Source organism: Bathymodiolus japonicus methanotrophic gill symbiont, assembly GCF_019721995.1.
GTDB lineage: Bacteria > Pseudomonadota > Gammaproteobacteria > Methylococcales > Methylomonadaceae > Methyloprofundus.
This window is the reverse complement of record NZ_BLYC01000002.1, coordinates 269461-290308: the sequence shown is the minus strand read 5'-3', so window position 1 is coordinate 290308 and position 20848 is coordinate 269461. Positions and strand designations below refer to the sequence as shown.

At 42.6% G+C, this 20848-nt stretch carries 20 protein-coding genes and 2 pseudogenes; 7 read left to right on the top strand and 15 right to left on the bottom strand.

Translation table 11 applies throughout. The features are described 5' to 3' along the window. Positions 1-9 precede the first annotated feature (9 nt). Both K6984_RS04615 and K6984_RS04610 read left to right on the top strand, forming a co-directional pair. Positions 10-204: a hypothetical protein gene (locus K6984_RS04615; RefSeq protein WP_221894419.1), complete on the top strand. Its 195-nt coding sequence runs from the start codon at positions 10-12 to the stop codon at positions 202-204. After that, positions 137-520: pseudogene (locus K6984_RS04610) on the top strand (IS66 family transposase); the annotation flags it as partial. The gene K6984_RS04615 and the pseudogene K6984_RS04610, both read left to right, overlap by 68 nt. Before the next feature lie 143 nt (positions 521-663). Here the strand turns inward: K6984_RS04610 and K6984_RS04605 are convergent. After that, positions 664-819, bottom strand: a complete 156-nt coding sequence (locus K6984_RS04605) for a hypothetical protein (protein WP_221894418.1) — start codon at positions 817-819, stop codon at positions 664-666. A gap of 12 nt (positions 820-831) precedes the next feature. On the opposite strand from K6984_RS04605, the gene K6984_RS04600 reads away from it, so the two are divergent. Continuing rightward, positions 832-1002 carry a hypothetical protein gene (locus tag K6984_RS04600; RefSeq protein ID WP_221894417.1) on the top strand — a complete coding sequence of 57 codons (171 nt, stop codon included), beginning with the start codon at positions 832-834 and terminating at the stop codon, positions 1000-1002. Here the strand turns inward: K6984_RS04600 and K6984_RS04595 are convergent. From K6984_RS04595 to rpsB, 12 genes and pseudogenes are all read right to left on the bottom strand, one after another. Continuing rightward, a pseudogene (locus tag K6984_RS04595) lies at positions 985-1236 on the bottom strand (hypothetical protein); the annotation flags it as partial. The gene K6984_RS04600 and the pseudogene K6984_RS04595 overlap by 18 nt on opposite strands. Before the next feature lie 305 nt (positions 1237-1541). Then, entirely contained in the window at positions 1542-2201 is a 660-nt protein-coding gene (gene rpiA / locus K6984_RS04590; protein WP_221894415.1) for a ribose-5-phosphate isomerase RpiA, read from the bottom strand. A 118-nt stretch (positions 2202-2319) separates the two neighbouring features. Beyond that, positions 2320-2988 (bottom strand): ribulose-phosphate 3-epimerase, encoded by a 669-nt coding sequence (gene rpe / locus K6984_RS04585; RefSeq protein WP_221894414.1) that lies wholly within the window; start codon positions 2986-2988, stop codon positions 2320-2322. Positions 2989-3228: 240 nt separating this feature from the next. After that, positions 3229-3891 carry a DsbC family protein gene (locus tag K6984_RS04580; RefSeq protein ID WP_338024436.1) on the bottom strand — a complete coding sequence of 221 codons (663 nt, stop codon included), beginning with the start codon at positions 3889-3891 and terminating at the stop codon, positions 3229-3231. 231 nt (positions 3892-4122) lie between these two features. Beyond that, on the bottom strand, positions 4123-5484 hold the full coding sequence (rseP, locus tag K6984_RS04575) for an RIP metalloprotease RseP (protein WP_221894412.1): 1362 nt from the start codon (positions 5482-5484) through the stop codon (positions 4123-4125). After that, a complete protein-coding gene (ispC, locus tag K6984_RS04570) occupies positions 5484-6668 on the bottom strand; it encodes a 1-deoxy-D-xylulose-5-phosphate reductoisomerase (RefSeq protein WP_221894485.1) in 1185 nt (394 codons plus the stop codon). Before ispC ends, rseP begins: the two co-directional genes overlap by 1 nt. Further along, positions 6665-7537, bottom strand: coding sequence for a phosphatidate cytidylyltransferase (locus K6984_RS04565; protein ID WP_221894411.1), 873 nt, complete (start codon positions 7535-7537; stop codon positions 6665-6667). Before K6984_RS04565 ends, ispC begins: the two co-directional genes overlap by 4 nt. Before the next feature lie 319 nt (positions 7538-7856). Further along, a complete protein-coding gene (locus K6984_RS04560) occupies positions 7857-8612 on the bottom strand; it encodes an isoprenyl transferase (RefSeq protein WP_221894410.1) in 756 nt (251 codons plus the stop codon). A gap of 11 nt (positions 8613-8623) precedes the next feature. After that, positions 8624-9181 carry a ribosome recycling factor gene (gene frr / locus K6984_RS04555; RefSeq protein WP_221894409.1) on the bottom strand — a complete coding sequence of 186 codons (558 nt, stop codon included), beginning with the start codon at positions 9179-9181 and terminating at the stop codon, positions 8624-8626. Positions 9182-9186: 5 nt separating this feature from the next. Beyond that, positions 9187-9906 (bottom strand): UMP kinase, encoded by a 720-nt coding sequence (pyrH, locus tag K6984_RS04550; protein ID WP_221894484.1) that lies wholly within the window; start codon positions 9904-9906, stop codon positions 9187-9189. 197 nt (positions 9907-10103) lie between these two features. Continuing rightward, positions 10104-10982: a translation elongation factor Ts gene (tsf, locus tag K6984_RS04545; RefSeq protein WP_221894408.1), complete on the bottom strand. Its 879-nt coding sequence runs from the start codon at positions 10980-10982 to the stop codon at positions 10104-10106. A gap of 148 nt (positions 10983-11130) precedes the next feature. Next, positions 11131-11874, bottom strand: coding sequence for a 30S ribosomal protein S2 (gene rpsB / locus K6984_RS04540; protein WP_221894407.1), 744 nt, complete (start codon positions 11872-11874; stop codon positions 11131-11133). A 278-nt stretch (positions 11875-12152) separates the two neighbouring features. On the opposite strand from rpsB, the gene map reads away from it, so the two are divergent. Then, positions 12153-12917: a type I methionyl aminopeptidase gene (map, locus tag K6984_RS04535; RefSeq protein ID WP_221894406.1), complete on the top strand. Its 765-nt coding sequence runs from the start codon at positions 12153-12155 to the stop codon at positions 12915-12917. After that, positions 12914-15532 (top strand): [protein-PII] uridylyltransferase, encoded by a 2619-nt coding sequence (gene glnD, locus K6984_RS04530; protein WP_221894405.1) that lies wholly within the window; start codon positions 12914-12916, stop codon positions 15530-15532. Before map ends, glnD begins: the two co-directional genes overlap by 4 nt. A gap of 80 nt (positions 15533-15612) precedes the next feature. Here glnD and K6984_RS04525 read toward each other — a convergent pair whose 3' ends face one another. Further along, complete coding sequence (locus K6984_RS04525; protein WP_221894483.1) at positions 15613-16311, bottom strand: urate hydroxylase PuuD; 699 nt, start codon at positions 16309-16311, stop codon at positions 15613-15615. Between the two features lie 391 nt (positions 16312-16702). Then, positions 16703-17941: an IS630 family transposase gene (locus K6984_RS04520; protein ID WP_221894404.1), complete on the bottom strand. Its 1239-nt coding sequence runs from the start codon at positions 17939-17941 to the stop codon at positions 16703-16705. A 546-nt stretch (positions 17942-18487) separates the two neighbouring features. Here K6984_RS04520 and K6984_RS04515 point away from each other — a divergent pair. Together K6984_RS04515 and K6984_RS04510 are read left to right on the top strand one after the other, a co-directional pair. Continuing rightward, the gene (locus tag K6984_RS04515; protein WP_221894403.1) at positions 18488-19894 is read left to right on the top strand and encodes a transposase; all 1407 of its coding nucleotides are present in this window, start codon (positions 18488-18490) and stop codon (positions 19892-19894) included. Between the two features lie 180 nt (positions 19895-20074). Beyond that, a complete protein-coding gene (locus tag K6984_RS04510; RefSeq protein ID WP_221894402.1) occupies positions 20075-20848 on the top strand; it encodes a DUF4912 domain-containing protein in 774 nt (257 codons plus the stop codon).

Below are 20848 nucleotides of genomic sequence, written 5' to 3'. Positions count from 1 at the left end.
AGCTCAGTCATGGCTACCACAAATGGCTCTACGGCTATTCGGGATAAAATTTTAGCCTCCCTCGCGCGCTATCGCGCACTTCGGATTGGCAAATTTCCCTGCGCCTTCTGGAGACTATCAGCCCGTCCTGGGCTGACAGCGATGGAAGGTACAATACAGAGAATTACTTGGCAAAGCGGAGATCGAATGCCCACCACCCGATAAGCCTAAAGAAGTAAAACGGGAGCGAATAAAACGCAGTAAAGCTAGAAACTTACTGGAAAGGCTGATTAATTATGAAGAGGATGTCTTGCGCTTCATGACAAATACCTGGGTGCCATTTACCAATAATGCCGCAGAAAATTCGATTCGGATGACCAAGGTTCAACAGAAAATATCCGGCTGCTTTCGTAGTACCAAGGGTGCAGAGATATTTTGTCGTGTCAGAGGGTATTTATCAACGTGCCGTAAACAAGGTCTAAGTGCAACTCAGGCAATGACCTTGGTCTTTGAGGGAAAGTTACCTGAATTTGCTTTATAATTTCATTGAACTACTCAGCTTCGCTGAGTAGTTACGTTGGTTTTATGCTGCTGATAACTTAAGGTAACTCGCAAGAAATAACCCACCCACCTTGCTTGTCTTTTTGTCTGTCTTCTGCGTTGTAGAAAAAGTTACGTAGCCGGCTATGCGCCGTGTCTACGCCTTGAAGGCGAACAAAAATCCCAGGCGCGCCATGCTACCTCACGAAATTCCGGGACTCCTGTCGCCGTAATTCGTTCACCTACGCAGCGAATAGGAGATGCTCCAGCCGCCCTGCGTCCGCCACAGACTGAGCACAAAGCAGCTCAGTCATGGCTACCACAAATGGCTCTACGGCTATTCGGGATAAAATTTTAGCCTCCCTCGCGCGCTATCGCGCACTTCGGATTGGCAAATTTCCCTGCGCCTTCTGGAGACTATCAGCCCGTCTGGGGCTGACAGCGTGCGCAATATTGGTAGGTTATTTATTGCATGTTACCTAAGCCTAAATAAAGCATCATTAACACGCCCATTTCAGCGGCCAGTACAATCATACCAACCCCCACTGCAATGCTTATATTGTAATCCAGTGCTGCAAGTAACCACACAGCGCCTGTAAATGAAAAAGGAATCGTGATCAAAATAATCAGGGCTTCGACCATTGATCCGTGATTGATGACGAGTAAGAAAATAACAATGATCAATAAAGTGATAGTCACCAGCATAATTAATTTCTCTTTAGCGCGTTCAAATTACTAGAATTGTCCCGCCCAGGCTATCCGAATCCCTTGAGGAAGAATGGCTTTTTCATTCAACACTTGTTTGGCAGCCACCACATAATCAACGATGCACAGTTTATGTACATCAACAAAAACAACCGTGGCCCACGGCGAAACCGTTCTAAAGTCAAGAACTTTAGAACGGTTTCGCCGTGCTCTTCATGCCCTTCATGGTGAACAACATTTATTATAAAATAAAAAAATGGCCAGCTTGCTTTGATAAGCAAACCAGCCCTTTCTTAAACAATCGTGCATCCAAATACTTACATGGTTTCTACACCAGACTCTTTAGCAATCAGCACCACATCAGCCGGTCTTACGCCAAAAATACCCACGGTAACGACACCGGCAATATTATTCACCAGTCGTTCCAGAGCAAGTGGCTCGGCTATTTCCATATTATGCACATCGATAATTTCACAGCCATTATCGGTAAGATAGTTTTCCCGCCAGATAGGCTGACCACCAAGCTTAACAATTTCCCGCGCTACATAGCTACGTGCCATGGGAATCACTTCAATTGGCAATGGGAACTCACCCAGCACTTTAACTGTTTTGCTTTCATCCACGATACAAACAAATTTCTCGCTGGCGCCAGCAATGATTTTCTCTCGTGTTAAGGCCCCACCGCCGCCTTTAATAAGCTCTTTTAGTGGGTTAACTTCATCTGCACCATCGACGTACACATCCAGGTTACCTGATTCACTGAGTTCCATCACCGGAATACCAATTTTCTTTAGTCTCTCAGTGGTCGCAATTGAGCTGGAAACAGCGCCTTTAATATCATTAGTCAGGTTAAAGTCGGCTAGACAGTCAATAAAATGATTAACCGTTGAGCCAGTACCTACGCCTAAAATTTCAACATCTTTAATATAAGGTAAAGCCGCTTCTGCAGCTTTACGCTTGCTTTCGTCTTGTGCCATGCGTTTATCTTCCTAAACATTATGTAAGAACAAATTGGGGAGTAGGCTTTAGACTACCTGTAACCGTTTTGTGTAAGCTAAAGCTGACTCCCTCGCTGTTGCATTAAAGCAGTAACGCCTATGCTTTTGCCAATTCAGCACGCATTTCGTCGATAACCGTTTTATAATCTGGCTGACTAAAAATCGCTGAGCCAGCTACAAACATATCTGCGCCCGCTGCTTTGATTTCACGAATATTATCAACTTTTACGCCGCCATCAATTTCCAGACGTATATCAAAGCCACTGTCATCAATTCTCTTTCTTGCTTCACGTAATTTATCGAGTGTCGAAGGAATAAAAGACTGCCCACCAAAGCCAGGGTTGACTGACATTAACAAGATAACGTCTACTTTATCCATCACATAATCAAGATAAGATAATGAGGTAGCCGGGTTAAATACCAGGCCTGATTTACAGCCTAGGTCACGTACCATTTGTAAAGATCGATCAATATGTCTGGATGCTTCAGGGTGGAAAGTAATCATACTCGCACCAGCTTTAGCAAAGTCGGGGATAATGCGGTCTACCGGTTCTACCATTAAATGCACATCAATAGGCGCTGTGACACCATGTTTTCTAAGCGCATCACAAACCAGCGGGCCAATCGTTAAATTAGGAACAAAGTGATTGTCCATTACATCAAAATGCACTACATCTGCACCATCAGCCAGAACTTTATCAACTTCTTCACCTAGTTTTGCGAAATCCGCAGATAGTATTGAGGGTGCAATCCAGTTATCAGTCATATCATTTCTCCAATTTAATAATTTTTGTTATTATACATTGTGTTATAGCTTAATGTTGTGCTTTTTATAGCGCACATTAAACAATAGCAAAGAGCCATTCGTTCTGTAACACCGTCGCCATTCCCACTTGTTTTAACACAAGAATAAGCGTTGCATATACTTAACGCACTGTATATATTGCCGGGTTACGTTTTTAGTGCTACGCAATAAAAAAATCTAACCCGGCCTACGGCTATCAATTTATTTACCTTCCTGACTTAAGGCCTCTGCCAGTTTTTTAGCAGGCATATATCCAGGGTAAACCGCTCCTTTGGGGCTAATCATCATCGGTGTACCACGTACACCTAATTCATCACCTAAAGCCATCTGCTCATCCACCGGGTTGTCACAGTTTTTTTCAGGTGGAGGGTTTTTATTGGATTTAGCTGCGGTTAATGCTGCATTTCTATCATCAGCACACCAGACTGAAACAGCCTTTTTGTACGACTCTGAGTCTTTTCCTGCTCTAGGGAAGAATAAGTACCGTACGGTAATGCCTTCAGCCAGATATTGATCAATTTCTGAATGTAACTTACGACAATAGCCACAATCAATATCGGTAAACACATTAATCACATATTTCTGCATCGGTGCTTTGAAAATGATCATTTCTTCTAATGGAACTGCATTGATCATTGCCGCTTTTGCCACTGCCAGTTTTTCTTCAGTTAGGTCTTTTTTATCCACTAAATCAAACATGCGTCCCTGAATCAGGTATCTGCCATCTTCAGACACATAGTAGATTTCAGCGCCGACCATTACCTCGTATAAGCCAGGTATGGCCGATGCAGTAATATTGGACTCCTCTACCGTGAGTGACGGCATACTCTGCATCAGTTTTTTTTTCAATGCTGTTTTATCCACTTCCGCATGTGCGCAAAAGGACAAGTACAGGCTAGCAATAAATAAGGTCTGTATAATTTTTTTCATAACAATCCATAGAATTTAAGAACAAGACTTTAAGGAATGTGCATGGATAAAAATCTACAACTATTTATGGAAACGGGTCTTTAGCCCCGCACCAAGCTACGGGGCTAAAGACCCCGTTTCCAAGTTGCCTAAGTTATTTCACGCACGCTCTTAATGTGTTGTTCATTACTGAAATAAACGCTCTATATCTAAAAACATTGCCAAAGCCATCAATGCTAGCAATGCTGTCATACCAATTTGCTGAAAGAATATTTGCACAGCATCAGACACCGGACTACCTTTGATTGCTTCTATAGCAAACATTAATAAATGCCCGCCATCTAACACCGGAATCGGTAATAAATTGAGAATTCCTAGACTAATGCTGACTATCGCCAAGAATTTTAAAAATGATACCAGCCCCATTTCTGCTGACTTTCCTGCGTAATTTGCAATGCTAATCGGTCCACTCAGGTTTTCAACTGATGCTTTGCCAACAAACATATAGCCCATCATTTTCAAGGTGGCGCCAGAATAATACCAGGTGCGCTCCACTGCTGCTTTAAGCGCAGTCAAAGGCGGCAGGGAGTATTCAACCATTAATGACTCGCGCAAGCCTTCTGGAACCTGTACTCCGACCCCAATTTTACCGATAATCTTTTCATTCTCGATCACACTGTCCGGTGTTAGCTTAATCGCCAATATCTGACCATCACGCTCGATCAGGATATCCATAAGCTGCCCAGCATGAGTTTGCACATAATCCACCCAGACCATCCATTCAGTAAATTCAATGCCATCCGCACTCATAATCAAGTCACCCGGCTGCAATCCAGCCTCGACAGCAACGCTGTTTTCAATCACTCGACCTATCACCGGAAAAATAGCAGGCTGCCAGGCTGTTAAGCCCAGTTTTTTAAATAAGTGCTCGGGTTGCTGACTGTCTTCAACGTGAATAAATAATGTGCGTGTTAATAAAGTACCATCTGCGGTTTTTACTTCTACCGGCAAGCCATCTTCTGCGTCCATCGCCGAAGACAAAATAGTTTCGTTCGTTTCTCGCCAGGTTTTGGTCTTGATATTATTCACCGCAACGATCTCTTCGCCTTCAATAAAACCAGCCTGTGCAATTAATGTACTCGGCTCCACTTTACCGACTAGCGGGCGTATTCCTGTATCGCCGATCATAAAAACAGCCCAATACAGAACAACGGCCAGTAACAAGTTGAATACGGGACCAGCCGCCACTATCGCTGTTCGAGCCCACAGGGGTTTCTGGGTAAATGCATAAGGCAAATCCTCGGCAGAAACATCGCCTTCACGCTCATCAACCATTTTCACATAGCCACCCAGCGGGATTGCTGATAATACATATTCTGTAGAGCCGCTATCTTTCTGGTATTTCCAGATAACCTTGCCGAAGCCGATTGAAAAGCGCAGTACTTTTACCCCAGTTTTTTTCGCCACCCAAAAATGGCCAAATTCATGAATTGCAACCAGCAAACCGATCGCGACTATAAAGTAAAACAGGGCGTTGAAGGTTTCCATTAAACGACCAAGGCCTTAATTACTTGCTGCGCCTGTTCACGCGCTTGTTTATCTGCTTCAAGAATATGCTCCAGGGTGTCGGCCTGAGTTGCTGTGAATTCATTCATGCTGCGCTCAATCACCACGGGAATATCTGTAAAGCGTATTTGCTCATTTAAAAAGGCTTCTACAGCAACCTCATTCGCAGCATTTAAAACAGTCGGCATAATACCCCCTGCTGAAATGGCTTCCATCGCCAGACGCAGGCATGGAAAGCGCTTTAAATTAGCAGGTTCAAAATCCATCCGCTGAACTGAAAAGATATCAAGCGGTGCAACGCCAGAATCAAAGCGTTCCGGCCATGCCATCGCATGGGCAATCGGAATGCGCATATCTGGATTACCCATTTGCGCCAGCACACTGCCATCGACATAATCCACCATTGAGTGAATAATGCTTTGCGGATGAATTACCACCTGGATTTTCTCTGGACGCATATTAAATAGTAGACAGGCTTCGATTAATTCCAGACCTTTATTCATCATGGTCGCAGAATCAACTGAAATCTTTCTGCCCATATCCCATTTGGGATGCGCAACAGCCTGCGCCACCGTGACTTTAGACAAGTCTTTTAACGGCGTTGTTCTAAACGGGCCACCCGATGCAGTGAGCAAAATACGTCTGGCTGTCGGCGCATCATGCCCGGCTGTATAATTAGCAGGCATGCATTGAAAGATGGCGTTATGTTCGCTATCAATCGGTAATAATACTGCACCTGCGTCTTTAATTGCCTGCATAAAAATATCACCCGACATCACCAGCGACTCTTTATTAGCCAATAATACTGTTTTTCCCGCTTGTGCCGCAGCTAAAGCAGAGAGCAGCCCGGCCGCACCGACTATCGCCGCCATCACCGAGTCAACTGAGTCCAGAGTCGCCACTGTGACCAGCGCCTCTGCACCAATCAACACAGTCATATCAGCAATTTTAGTACCGACTATCTGGGCTTTAAATTCTTCGCCTTTTGCCTCGTTAACCACCACCGCATAGTCAGGCTTAAATTCCATACACTGGTTAAATAAAGCATAAATATTAGTATTTGCCGTAAGTACAACGACCCGATATTGGTCATCATGACGCTTAACAACATCTAAAGTACTAACACCGATAGAGCCCGTTGCTCCTAATATACATATGCCCTTCATGAGTACATCCATCTAATAAACCAAACTCCGGCATAAAACACCGGGATTGCCGCAATAAAGCTATCTAGTCGGTCCAGAATGCCACCGTGTCCCGGCAATATAGAGCCACTGTCTTTGACCCCCCGGATACGTTTTGCCGCACTGAAAAACAAATCTCCATAGATAGAAACCATAACGGTAATCACCGACAACAGAATAAAATCGATTATGGTTAATGCAGAAAAATTGAAATACAGGGTAAAGCATAAACCCATGACTATAGCCGAAGCTATCGCGCCATACATGCCTTCCACAGTTTTGCCCGGGCTTATTTCAATTGCTAACTTGGTAATACCAAATTTTTTACCTGCAAAATAAGCAGCTACATCAGCCGCCCAGATTAATAAAAATAAATACATCGTCATCGGTGGCTCTTCTAATATCATTAGCCGGGTTAAAAAGAACCATGCCGACACTAAGACAAAGCCACCAATAAATAACTTCTTACCCTTGCTTAATTGCATTTCTAATAATTCAGCACCAGATTTGCGGATTTTAAGCATCATCCAGAACCAGAACAGCACAATAGGAATCATCAACGACTCTATTATTCCTGAATAATTTCTAATTTCAGGATAATCCGTTAACTGGGTGATGATTTCCAGGACATAAGTCCAGAAGTGCAGAAATAACATCGGCAACACCAGCGCAAATAAAAATGCAAGCTTTCCCAGGAATGACTTAACCTCTGCCAGGTTTGCCCATTCCCAGGCGGCAATAAGCATAATCACCGCCCACAAGATTGAAAAATAAAGGTGGTCTAATTTAAACACAGCCAATGCCACCAAGGGGGCCAGGATCGAAGCTGTAATAATGCGTTGAAGTAACATATTTTATTATTTTTTCTGAAAGGGGTTATAACAAAGACAGGTAAACAGTAAACTGAAGTTTCCCAATTATTGAGTAGCTGAAATACACAATGCTGGTGTATCGAGGTTTATTTTAGGTGGTTTTGCCATGTTTATAGCAAACCCCTACTTAATTCCCCTTAGGCAATAGCATTTGAAACGAATGAAAAGACTGTTTTTTTCATATAGTTGTAGCATAGTTTCAATTTTACCATAAATAATTATTGGGAAACTTCAGTTTCATAAGCTAATGATTTAAAATACAACACACATCTATTGAACCGTCTAACACAGTGCTGTACTAGCTCGACAGGTTTTGCACTTGTTCGCTGGTTCGGCCAAAGCGCCGCTCGCGAGTGAGAAAATCATCGATCGCTGCCTGCATAGTTTCCGCTTTGAAGTCTGGCCAGAGTTCGGAAGTAAAATAAAATTCGGTATAAGCCAGCTGCCATAATAGAAAATTACTGACGCGTTCCTCACCACCCGAACGAATGAATAAATCAGGGTCAGGTAAGTCCGGAATAGATAAGGCATTGGCAATCATGCTTTCATCGATGTCCTCTGGCTGAATAATTCCCTCTTTAACCCGTTGCGCAATTACCTGCATCGCCAGTGTTATATCCCTATGCCCGCCATAATTTGCGGCTATAACCAGCGTTAGACCGGTATTATTTTCCGTTTGCTGCTCACTGTCTGCCATTTTCTGCTGAATTTTCTCAGAAAAATCAGCACGCTCTCCGATAAAGCGCAGGCGAATATTATTTTTATCCAGCCGATTGACTTCCTTTTGCATGGTCATCATAAACAGACTCATAAGCTTGGAAACTTCATCTTTAGGGCGGCGCCAGTTCTCACTGCTAAATGCAAATAAGGTGAGTACCTGTATTTCCTGTTCCGCACAAAACTGAACCACTCGTTTAACCGCTTTAACCCCAGCTGGATGACCCATAATCCGAGGTAAATGGCGCTGCTGAGCCCAACGACCATTACCATCCATAATAATGGCAATATGTCTGGGGTAGCGAGACTTATCCTTATCGCCTGGTTCATTTTGCATAATCAGGTCCCTTATATCGACAGTAAATCCGCCTCTTTTTCCTCTAAAAGCCGTTCTACCTGCTTGATGTAATCATCGGTAATTTTCTGCACTTTTTCTTCACCTGAGTGCGCTTCATCCTTAGATACCATTTTTTCTTTTAAGGCTTCTTTAATTTCAGTATTTGCATCACGACGGATGCTACGAATCGACACGCGGCCATTTTCTGCTTCGGCTTTAACAACCTTAACCAGGTCTCGTCGACGTTCCTCTGTCAGCATCGGCAGTGGCACACGAATAATATTGCCATTAGTCACCGGATTCAAACCCAGATCCGAGGACATAATCGCTTTTTCTATCGCTTGCATCAGACTTTTTTCCCAGGGCGTTACCGCCAATGTACGTGAATCATCAACCGTTACATTCGCGACCTGAGATAAAGGTGTATCCGCACCATAATAAGAAACCACTACCTGATCCAGCAAGCTGGGGTGCGCGCGCCCTGTTCTTATTTTAGTAAAACTTTTTTTCAGAGCTTCGATGCTCTTATCCATCCGGCTGGATGCGTCTTGTTGAATATCACTAATCATTATTATTATCCTCGCTCTATCAGAGAGCCTATCTCTTCACCTTGCATCAGGCGCATCACTTCACCTGATTCAAAAATATTCATCACCCGCATGGGCAAATGATTATCCCTGCATAACACTAATGCCGTTGTGTCCATAACGTTCAGGCGCTGATCTAATGCTTCATCATAAGTGAGTGTCGGATAAAAAACCGCATCCGCCACTTTTTCTGGATCAGCCGAATAAACGCCTTTCACCTTGGTCGCCTTTATCATCAGCTGCGCATCAATCTCTATTGCCCGCAAACTGGCTGCCGAATCAGTAGTGAAAAAAGGGTTCCCGGTACCTGCAGCAAAGATCACTACACGCCCTCTTTCTAAATGCCTAACCGCCTTTCTGCGGATATAATCTTCACAAACCTCATTGATTTGCAGCGCACTCATCACTCTGACAGGCTGACCTAAAAATTCCAGCGAGTCCTGCATTGCCAAGGCATTCATCACCGTGGCCAGCATCCCCATTTGATCTGCAGTAACACGGTTCAGGCCTTCAGTTTCCTGCTCTGCACCGCGTAATATATTTCCACCACCGATAACTAAGCCAACTTGTACACCTGCATCACAGAGGTCTTTTATTTCTGTCGCCAGGCGCTTTAAGATTGCAGCATCGATATTCCCGCCATTCTCGCTCATTAGCGCTTCGCCACTTAATTTAAGCATGATTCTTTGGCAAATAAGTTTAGTCATCAATGTCTCCTGTTCTGGCTAATGATTAGAATTTTTTAAATCTGTATTTCTATAAACGGCAGCGCATAGATTTATCCTTAATCTATGTCTGCAACACTCCTGTATTTATCTATACTGTATATCTCTACGGTTTTTTAAAGCAGCTGGCTAACTACTATGCTTTAACACAGCTGCTTTAATGAAGATCTAAAGCGTTATTAACCGCCTCTAACTTGCGCCATTACCTCAGCAGCAAAATCTTCTTCCACTTTTTCTATGCCTTCACCCACTTCAAAGCGATAAAAACTTAGAACTTTATTGCCTTTTCCACTTACCAGTTTGCCCACAGTGACTTTATCATCTTTAATAAATGCCTGACCTTCCAGCGTTACTTCGGCCAGGAATTTACGAATACGACCGCCAATCATTTTTTCAATAATTTCTGCCGGCTTGCCACTTTCTTCAGCCTGCGCAACAAAGATCGCTTTTTCTTTTTCCACAGTTTCTGCAGGTACATCAGCTTCAGCAACACACATAGGTTTACTTGCAGCAATATGCATAGCAACATCTTTAGCTAGTTCCGCATCTGCTGTGGCTAATTCTACTAATACGCCAATTTTCTCTCCATGCAGGTAAAAACCAGTGCCGCCCTCGCTAGCCACCTTTTGGAAGCGTCTTAAAGTGATATTCTCACCCAAAGTAGAAATTAAGCCGCGACGTGTTTCATCTATGCTTTTACCATCCGCAAGCTTGAGTTCCTGGGCTTCTTCTACCGTGCTAACATCTGCTACCAGAATTGCGGCTGCAATTGCATTAGCAAACTCTTTGAAAGCATCACCTTTAGCAACAAAATCAGTTTCACTATTCACATCGATAATCACCGCGTTTTTAGTATCTGCACTTTGCGCGACAGCTATGCGCCCTTCGGCAGCAACACGACTCGATTTTTTATCTGCTTTTGCCAAACCTGCTTTACGCATGTTTTCAATCGCCAACTCCATATCAGCATTGGCTTCAACCAATGCTCTTCTACATTCCATCATGCCAGAACCCGTTCTTTGACGCAGTTCCTTAACCATTGCCGCAGTAACACTCATGCTCTTAACCCTTAAATACTTTAACCTACCTCAGTGACATCACGCGCCAGCAGACTCAGGTCTAATTCTATAAAAACGCCCCCAAATGGAGGCGTCAAAAAAACAAAGCAATCCGCAACTGTTCAGTTGCGGATTGTTGCAAACTGTTTTATTCAGCGTCCGCTACTTGTTCTACAAATTCATCCGCTTTAGCAGAGACATCGAGTCTTGCTGCTTTCGCTTCTAAAATAGCAGTTGCAATGCTTTCCGTATACAGCTTAACGGCACGAATTGAATCATCATTACCAGGAATAATATAATCAACTCCATCAGGTGAGTTATTAGTATCAACAACACCAATAACCGGGATACCTAATCTTCTCGCTTCGCTTAGTGCATTCTTTTCATAACCAACATCCAGTACAAAAATTGCATCCGGTGTACCGCGCATATCTTTAATACCACCCAGGCTACGCTCCAGCTTTTCAAGTTCACGCTCCATACCTAGCGCCTCTTTTTTGCTAAATTTTTGCAGCATAGTTCCATCGACTTTCATTGCTTCCAGTTCTTTTAAACGAGCAATTGATTTTTTAATCGTTTTAAAGTTAGTTAGCATACCACCTAACCAACGGTGGTTTACGTACGGCATACCACAACGAGCAGCTTGCTCGGCAACTGCCTTACGTGCAGATTTTTTAGTTCCAACAAACAGGATGTTGCCTTTGTTTGCTGTCATTTGCCCAACATAATTCATTGCATCATTAAACAACGGAAGTGTTTTTTCCAGGTTAATGATATGAATTTTGCTGCGTGCACCAAAAATATAAGGTGCCATTTGCGGGTTCCAGTAACGAGTCTGATGTCCAAAATGAACACCCGCTTCTAACATTTGACGCATTGATACTGCGGCCATTTTCTTCTCCAATAATTTTCGGAATTTCTCCGAAAGGGTTACGCCTCCACCTACCCCAGCTGGAAACCAGTTTAAAAAACTGGCACCCTACCAACTGTGACGATAGATGTGAGTTTTAACGCGCTTCACACAACTATCTTTCTAATCACGCAAAACACTAATGAACTTACCTTTATATCATATTTATCTTTTTACAACAACGAAAAAACTGTTAAAGCTCCACCATCCCTAAAGTCTGCTAACATACTTGCTCACTTACATTCATTAAGCTTACAACCATGACCATCACCCTTAAAACAGCAGCTGAAATTGGAAAAATGCGCCTCGCTGGTAAGCTGGCTTCAGAAGTACTGGAGTTCATTGAACCCTATATAGTACCGGGCATTACGACCAATGAAATTGACCAACTTTGTCATGATTACATCATTAATGAACAGGACGCGATTCCGGCACCACTGAATTATCGAGGTTTTCCAAAGTCAATTTGTACCTCCGTCAATTATACTATTTGTCATGGTATACCTAATGATAAAAAGTTAAAAAAGGGGGATATTGTCAATGTGGATATTACTGTACTCAAAGACGAATATCATGGCGATACCAGTAAAATGTTTTACCTGGGCGAAGTTTCCCCACACGCCAAGCGTCTGTGCAAAATCACTCAGGAATGTTTAATGCTGGCAATAAAGCAAGTCAAACCTGGGTGCACATTGGGCGACATAGGCTATGCCATACAAAAACATGCCGAATCAAATCGTTATTCTGTGGTGCGTGAGTTTTGCGGTCATGGCATAGGCAAAAAATTTCATGAAGAACCTCAGGTTTTACATTATGGTAAGCTAGGCACCGGCATTGCCCTGCAAGAAAACATGATTCTCACCATTGAACCTATGATCAATATTGGCAAGCGCCATATCAAAGTATTAAAAGATGGCTGGACTGCAGTAAGCAAAGATCGCTCGCTCTCGGCACAGTGGGAACATACTATCCTGGTCACCCCTACGGGACATGAAATCCTGACTTTACGCAAAGAAGAACAGTGAATACTTTTAACCAGCAGAACCTAAATAATGCCAGGCAAATCAAACAGGCCATCAAGCACCACAACAACTATCTGAAAGAAACTTTTTCACCAGACAAGCCGATACTAGATTTTTTACACGCCAAGTCACTGTTTGTAGATAAAGCACTGAGCATGCTATGGAATCGCTTTATCACTCAGAATACTGAAAATTTTGCCCTGATCGCTGTTGGCGGATATGGTCGCCAGGAGATGTTCCCCCATTCCGATATTGATATTCTGCTGCTGTTCCACGACCAGACACCGGAACAAGACAAGCAGCAACTCAGCAAGCTCTGCACTTTTCTCTGGGATATAGGCCTAAAGCTAGGCTTAAGCGTGCGTAGCACCTCCGAGTGCATTCAAGCCTGTAGCGACGATCAAACTATACTCACTAACCTGATGGAGTCCCGACATCTCGCAGGCAATGCTGAGTTGCTCTCAGACTTTAACACCCAGCTAACAAAGCTTCGCCCCTGGTCATCCAAAGACTTTTATGATGCAAAAATTGCAGAACAACAATTACGTTACACCAAATACCATAATACCGTCTACAATCTAGAACCTAATATAAAGGAAGGTCCTGGGGGGTTGCGCGACCTGCAAATTTTAGGCTGGGTTTTTAAGCACCACTACCATTGCAAAACCCTAAGCGAATTAACTCAACACAATTTTCTCCCACTAGCAGAGTATGAGGAACTGCATGCTGCACAGGAATTATTATGGAAAATTCGCTTTGCTCTGCATTTACTGACTGACCGCTGCGAAGACCGCTTATTATTCGATTACCAGCGGGATATAGCCTCGCTATTCGGCTTTACCGAGCAGCAAAATAACGCTGGCATAGAGCAATTTATGCAGCATTATTTTAAAACAGTCATGCAACTGGAGCGTTTGAATGAAATGCTGTTGCAGTTATTCAATGAATACTGCCTACCACACGACGGCAAAGCGTATCAGGCGAAGGTCATCAACCAAAGATTTGACAGCATAGCCGGATATATTGCGGCGCGCAGTGCAACCACCTTTCAAACTCATCCGCACGCACTCTTAGAAATATTTATCCTGCTGCAAAAAATACCATCTCTAAAAGGCATCAGAGCGACCACAATCCGGCTGATTAGAAGTAACCTGCATCTGATCGATGACAACTTCCGTAAAGACCCGGAAAATCGCCAGATTTTTATTAATATACTGCATCAGCCACGCGGGATTACCACCGTGTTACGGCGCATGAATCGCTATGGATTACTGCCTACCTACCTACCAGGCTTTGCCAACATAGTCGCGCGTATGCAATACGACTTATTTCATATCTATACTGTTGATGAACATACAATGTTTGTCATCCGTAATCTGCGTCGCTTTGCCCTGGCTAAACATAATAACGAACTGCCTTTTTGCAATGATATTTTTCTGTTAATTCCCAAGCCCCATATTCTTTATATCGCCGGTTTATTTCATGATATAGCCAAGGGAAAAAAAGGCGATCACTCTGAACTAGGACAGGTGATAGCAGAGCAGTTTTGCATAGATCATAATATTTCAGAGCACGATACCCTACTGATTTGCTGGCTAGTCAAAAACCACCTGATCATGTCCTCCACAGCCCAACACAAGGACCTTAGCGATCCGGAAGTCATCCATGAATTTTCGACCAAAGTTAGCAAAGCAGAAAACCTGAACTACCTATACCTGCTAACCGTCGCTGATATTCGGGCAACCAACCCAAAGCTCTGGACTTCGTGGAAAGACTCCTTGCTGAAAGAGCTGTATACCGCAACCCTCAATGCCTTGAGGCGCGGCCTGGAAAACCCGATAAATCAGCAAGACACTATCAATGAAACTAAAGCCGAAGCGCGTAAAGAACTGATCAGAAAAGGGCTATCGGAGAGCAGCATAGGTAAAGTATGGCAGCATATTAGCTCGGATTACTTCCTGCGCTATTATTCCAATGAAATCATCTGGCATACAATTGCCATTAAAAACTGTTCAGAACAAGATTTGCCACTGGTACTGTTACGCCCGCAAAACCAGCGTGGTAGCGCCGAAATCTTTATCTACGCACGCGACCAGCAGGAGGGCTATATATTCTCAAACACAACAGCTGCGCTAGACAAACTTGGTCTGACCATTCTGGATGCACGGATTATTAGTACGCAAAATCAATACGCACTGAATAGCTTTCAGGTATTAGAGCAATCGGGTGAGCCGATCAGTGATCTACGCCGGGAGCTACATATTTGCGCCACCGTAAACCAGCAACTCCATGGACAGTCCAGCAGGCAAGTGCTTAACATAAACCACCCATCACGCCAGGCCGAGTACTTCCCGATCGCAACAAAAGCGCATTTTCGGCAAGATCCACAAAACCGCCATCATACTTTAGAGTTGGTAACTACAGATCACCCTGGGCTATTATCAAAATTAGGCCGGCTATTCCGCAAGTATCACTTTAACCTGTTGAATGCAAAGATCACCACTATCGGCAGCCGTGCAGAAGATATGTTTACCCTGACCACGCAAGATAGGCAACTGATCAGCCCTGAGCAACAGCAGTCTTTTATTGATGAGCTAAAGCAACTATTGGCAAATTAGCAACAGTGTAGAAAAATTTAGGTGACGATTTATGCGGTAGCTCATAAGTACAAACTACCGCACAAACGTCATTGTATGACTTATAACAAGTCTAAAATCAGAAATAAGAAAACTGTTAAGCCAAGACCACTATAGATAACACCATTAACACTAGTGTAAAGCTTCATATTGCCGCCTTCAGGCAGTTTTTTGAATGCCTCTATATGCTTAATAGCAGGATATGCTCCATTAAACTCTAGTGCAACGATAGCAACAACGGCAACAATAAATGCCAATATGCTAAAACTATGCGGATAATGCGCTGACGCACCCATGAAAAATAGCATTGGAATAGAAAATAAGGTATTAGTTCTTGAAGCCAGGCCTGCAGTTGCCAATGCACCTGCCGCTTCTGGCAACGCTTCGCCGCCTTCCGCCACTTGTGTAGCCGAAGCTATAACAATTTGCTGACTAGGCCAGATGATTAACCAGACATTTAAAAACATAAACAATCCGAGTAACGCGCCTACATAAATATCCATAGACATCCCGCCACCCCGTATAGCGAAGATTCCCAAGCCGGTGATTAAAGTAAACATCGCACCCCAGCGAAACCACAATAGTGCCTTGGGTACTAACTTTTGTATCGCATCAGACTTTGATGCAGGCTCTGCTTCTTTAAAATATTCAGTTTGAACGAAGTTAAAATAATACAGTAACCCTATCCAGGTAATTCCCGCCATAAAATGTCCCCAACGCAAAAGCATTTCAAAGCCGAGACTCGTCGTAATTAATTCCATACTCATTCCTCTTTATTCTTATAGTAAACCCACACTTCCCAGGAAAGCGCGCTGCCCAGTATATGCACGGTTATAGCTTTTTCGTCAAATAATTATGTTAAATAAAAATGATATGTTTTTTAGGGTATTATGCGAGCTGTTGCCAGTAAAGACTTTCTGGCATATTAAAGATAATAATTCAGCCATCAACATTCCGCCATCATTGCCCAATAACCCTATAATTTATAAGCAAATTATTTTTCAGGTTTACAAGTAAAGGCACTGGTACTTCATTTATATCCGCATCAATATTTGAAAAAGTGATATAGATAACATCCACGCCTTTATACCACCACTTGCATACACCTATAGTTTCTCAGATAAATAATTTCCAAATTTGGAGCGCTTAAACTTAGGCGGTAACAACGAAATCTTTCCGCAATTTTTGCATAACACAAATCACTTTACTGGCATCATGCATATAAGTGTTAAAAGTTTGCACAACTGAATCATGAAGATCTTCAAAAGTTTTAAAATACTTCATATGAGTCGAATCGCGTTTCGTATTTTTCCATAATTTCTCAATCGGATTAAAATCCGGCGAGAACGCAGGGAGACGTTCTACTGTCAAACGATCTACATTAGCTAACTTAAATTCCTTAATAACACCGCTTCCATGATACGGGGCACCATCTTCAATTAGAATAATCTTGCCTTTATAATAAGCCAGCAATTGTGTTAAAAACTCAACATAGCTTTCACCATTAAAACGCCCAGATGTTTCAGCGTGTTGTAATATCATTGGCTTATAACTCTCGATTAAGACGTTGTCGGCAATAGAATATATCGCTTCCATAAAAAGCTTCTGTGTTGGATATTTCTCATTTTTTAAGCTTTTAAGAATAGCTAAAAATTCTTGAGGCAGCCCAGCTTCTTTTAAAAGTCTAAGTGACTTTGGTTTTATCTCATAAGCCAATGATTCTCGGTATTGAAAACTCCCTCCTTCGAGTTCGATCGTACCAAACATTTTCAACCCTTTTCGAATCCCTGATGTTTTCACTGTGGGTTGCTCTCCTATTGGAGCCCAGGTTCGTGCCAATGAACCCCACATAGCAAATGACACCTCATCACCGAATAAAACGACACTCTTTTCTTCTACCGCCTTTTCCATAATGGCAGGCAATGTTTCTTCCAGCCACGTTTTTCTTTCAAGCTCGTACTTTTCTTCTTCTTGGCGATCAGTCACAAAACGAGCTTTTTGATAACTGAAGCCCAGTTTTTTCATTAGGCTTGATAAATAGTTCAAGTTATAACGAACTTCAAATTTTAACCAAATAAGCTCGGCAATCATCGCAGTATTCCATATTCCACAATGAAATCCATTGTCTTCTGGGCCTTTCTTTATCAACTCAACCAATCTATTTTTCTGGTCTTTAGTTAACTTTGACTTCCGACCACGTCCTTGATAGTGTTGCCCTATTAACCAACCGACACCTTTATGCATGAATGTTTTCAGCCAATTTATAATGGTTTTTTCACAGACTCCCATTAGGCGTGCTATTTCTTTGATTCCCATGCATTCACTGAACCAGAGTAAAGCTTGAGTTAATCGATATAAACAAATATTACTTAGCTTGAGAGCTGTCGCCATATTTTTTTTAGTCGGTCTACAATTGACTTTGAAAAAGTGAGGGATACCATTTTTGACTGTTTCCGTTAGTGTTGGGACGAAAATTATAAGCCAGTTTCCCCTCTGTCGTTTTTGTTTGTTCGGAAATTAATTTTCTGAAAGTCTATAGGTAACTTGTATAATCTTTAGCGCCCAAGCTAATTTACACGTACTGTACATAGCGCGCCACACATACCAACAACATCTTTTATTAAGCTGAAGTTTCCCAATTATTGAGTAGCTGAAATACACAATGCTGGTGTATCGAGGTTTATTTTAGGTAGTTTTGCCATGTTTATAGCAAACCCCTACTTAATTCCCCTTAGGCAATAGCATTTGAAACGAATGAAAAGACTATTTTTTTCATATAGTTGTAGCATAGTTTCAATTTTACCATAAATAATTATTGGGAAACTTCAGTTATTAAGGACACCTCTATTAAAACTAACACTCGATGTTCAAGTTTTTGATATTGAGAAGGTAAAATCAGGTATTCTGAGGTTGTTGTAATTTTATCGGTGTAAGCCCATGTTAATGAATGCCCCAGCCACCTTTATCCAAAGCTATATTGACGATTTAAATGATGCGCTCAATCAGCTAAAACCCGGAGCCGCTTTGACACGGATTCAAGCCGCTTGGTTGGGCACTTGTTTAACGGGCATACTGCTAATGAACTCTGTTTGCTGGGCTAAGTTTGAGCGAGCAAGCCTTGGAGATTGCAAAGTAGCCGCATTATCCTGGGTGTTTCGTAAAGCAAGTATACCCTGGGACTGGTTGCTACGGGTGAGTGTGGTCTTAATTTTAAAACGTTATGGCATTACTGAAGGTGTGTTGGCCTTTGATGAATCAGACCGAGCACGATCTAAGTCTACAAAACGTATTTATAAAGTTTACAAGCAGAAACACAAAGGCTCCGGCGGGTATGTTAATGGACAAACGATAGTATTATTGCTGCTAGTTACCTCATCCATTACAGTGCCTGTCGGTTTTTTCTTTTATATGCCGGATCCAGCCTTAAAGCAGTGGGATAAAGAAGATAAACGGTTGAAAAAGAGCGGTATAGCAAAAAAAGATCGGCCTATTAAGCCTGAACGTGACAGTGCCTACCCGACCAAAACAGAGATTGCATTAGGCTTATTAAAAGAGTTTAAAGTTGCGCATAGCCTGATTAAAATTAAAGGCGTACTGGCTGATGCGCTGTATGGTGAAAAAGCCTTTATGGACGAAGCCGCTAAAGAATCTGGAGGCTCGCAGGTGATTAGCCAATTACGTAAAAACCAAAATATTGAATATAGAGGTAGAATAAGGTCAGTCGAGAGCTACTTTAATTCGATTAACAAAGGCATTGATCAGATAATACGTGTACGTGGCGGCAAAGAGATTAAAGTGACTGTCAGCAGTGCACGATTAAAGGTGAGTTCTCACAGTAAAAAACGCTTTGTCATTGCCTTAAAATATGACGGTGAAAACTACTATCGCTATTTAGTGGCGACAGACCTGACTTGGCGCACACAAGATATTATTCAAGCCTATACGTTGAGATGGCTGATTGAGGTTTTCTTTGAGGACTGGAAGCTTTATGAAGGATGGGGGCGTGAGGCCAAACAATTAGATGAAGAGGGATCAAGCCGTGGCCTGATTTTGAGTCTTTTGTTTGACCATTGCCTTCTCCTTCACCCAGAGCAAATAGCCCGCATTGAAAGCAAACTACCTGCGTATACCCTAGGAAGCTTACAGCGCAAGTCTCAAATGGATGTACTGCTTGAGTTCATCACGTCATTGCTAGAGTTTCCAGATCCTGGTGATAAGCTGAAAGAGTTAGGTGAATTAATAAAGGATGTGTTTCAACTGATGCCATCAGGAAAACATATGATTGGCAGAGATTTAGGTCGCTTAGGGCCAACAGCATCATTAAAGTATTGTTGTGCTGGGTGAAGGTAAGAGTTTGATGGCAATGGGATGGAAAAACTTGAACATCGAGTAACAGCAAACCTTCTTCAGTGTTGTACACAGTAGTTTAGTAAAATATAATCAAGCGCTCGCATACTAGTTTATTTAAAAATGAAGCTTTGGCAATCAAAACACGACCCTCACTGCAAACTATCACAACAAAGCTTGCTAGATATTAGCGAGAAAATCACTCAGGAATATGCGCCATACGACTCTCACCATCAACCAGAACTCGTGTTAATGCCGGTTGACCCGGTTAATTTGTATGCCTACTGGAATTTAAAACAGCATGAAACGGACCAGACCATAGAGCATGTAGACAAGCCCCTAGCCCTGAGAATTTATTCTTTGACTGAATCTGACACAGATCCCGAGAATATCAAATTAAGCTTTGACATTACGGTTGAAGGCTTGCAAAAACAACAGAAAATTCACTTGCCGCTCGCCGCATCTGCCTATTCCGCAGTTATTGGCGAGATCAATGCTGATCATAGTTTTAGCCCTTTAGCCTCATCCGACACCATTCATGTACCACGTGAGCACCCGGCAACTGAAAACATTGCCAATGACCTTGTGAATATGCCGCAAACCGATACACAACAGCAAGCAATCTTTGCTACAGATCAATCACAGGTTCCATGCCAGTTACCGCTAGACTACCTAGAAAATAATGCCCCTACTCTGGTAACAGAACAATTACCGGACAAGCTCACTATCGTTATGCCTCCCCCGGCAGAGCCTTATTCCGAAACATTGATTTTGCAGAACTTTAAAGGCTACGGATACGATTTAAAAGTTCATCAGCCTCTCTTCGACATTGAAGCTGATGCAATATTGCAGCGATCAACTGAGCCTATGCAAGCTGGCAAGCCACAAACTCGCTCGACAAATATCAGCAATAATCAGAAAAATACATCTGGTCACGGTCGTTTATCCTAG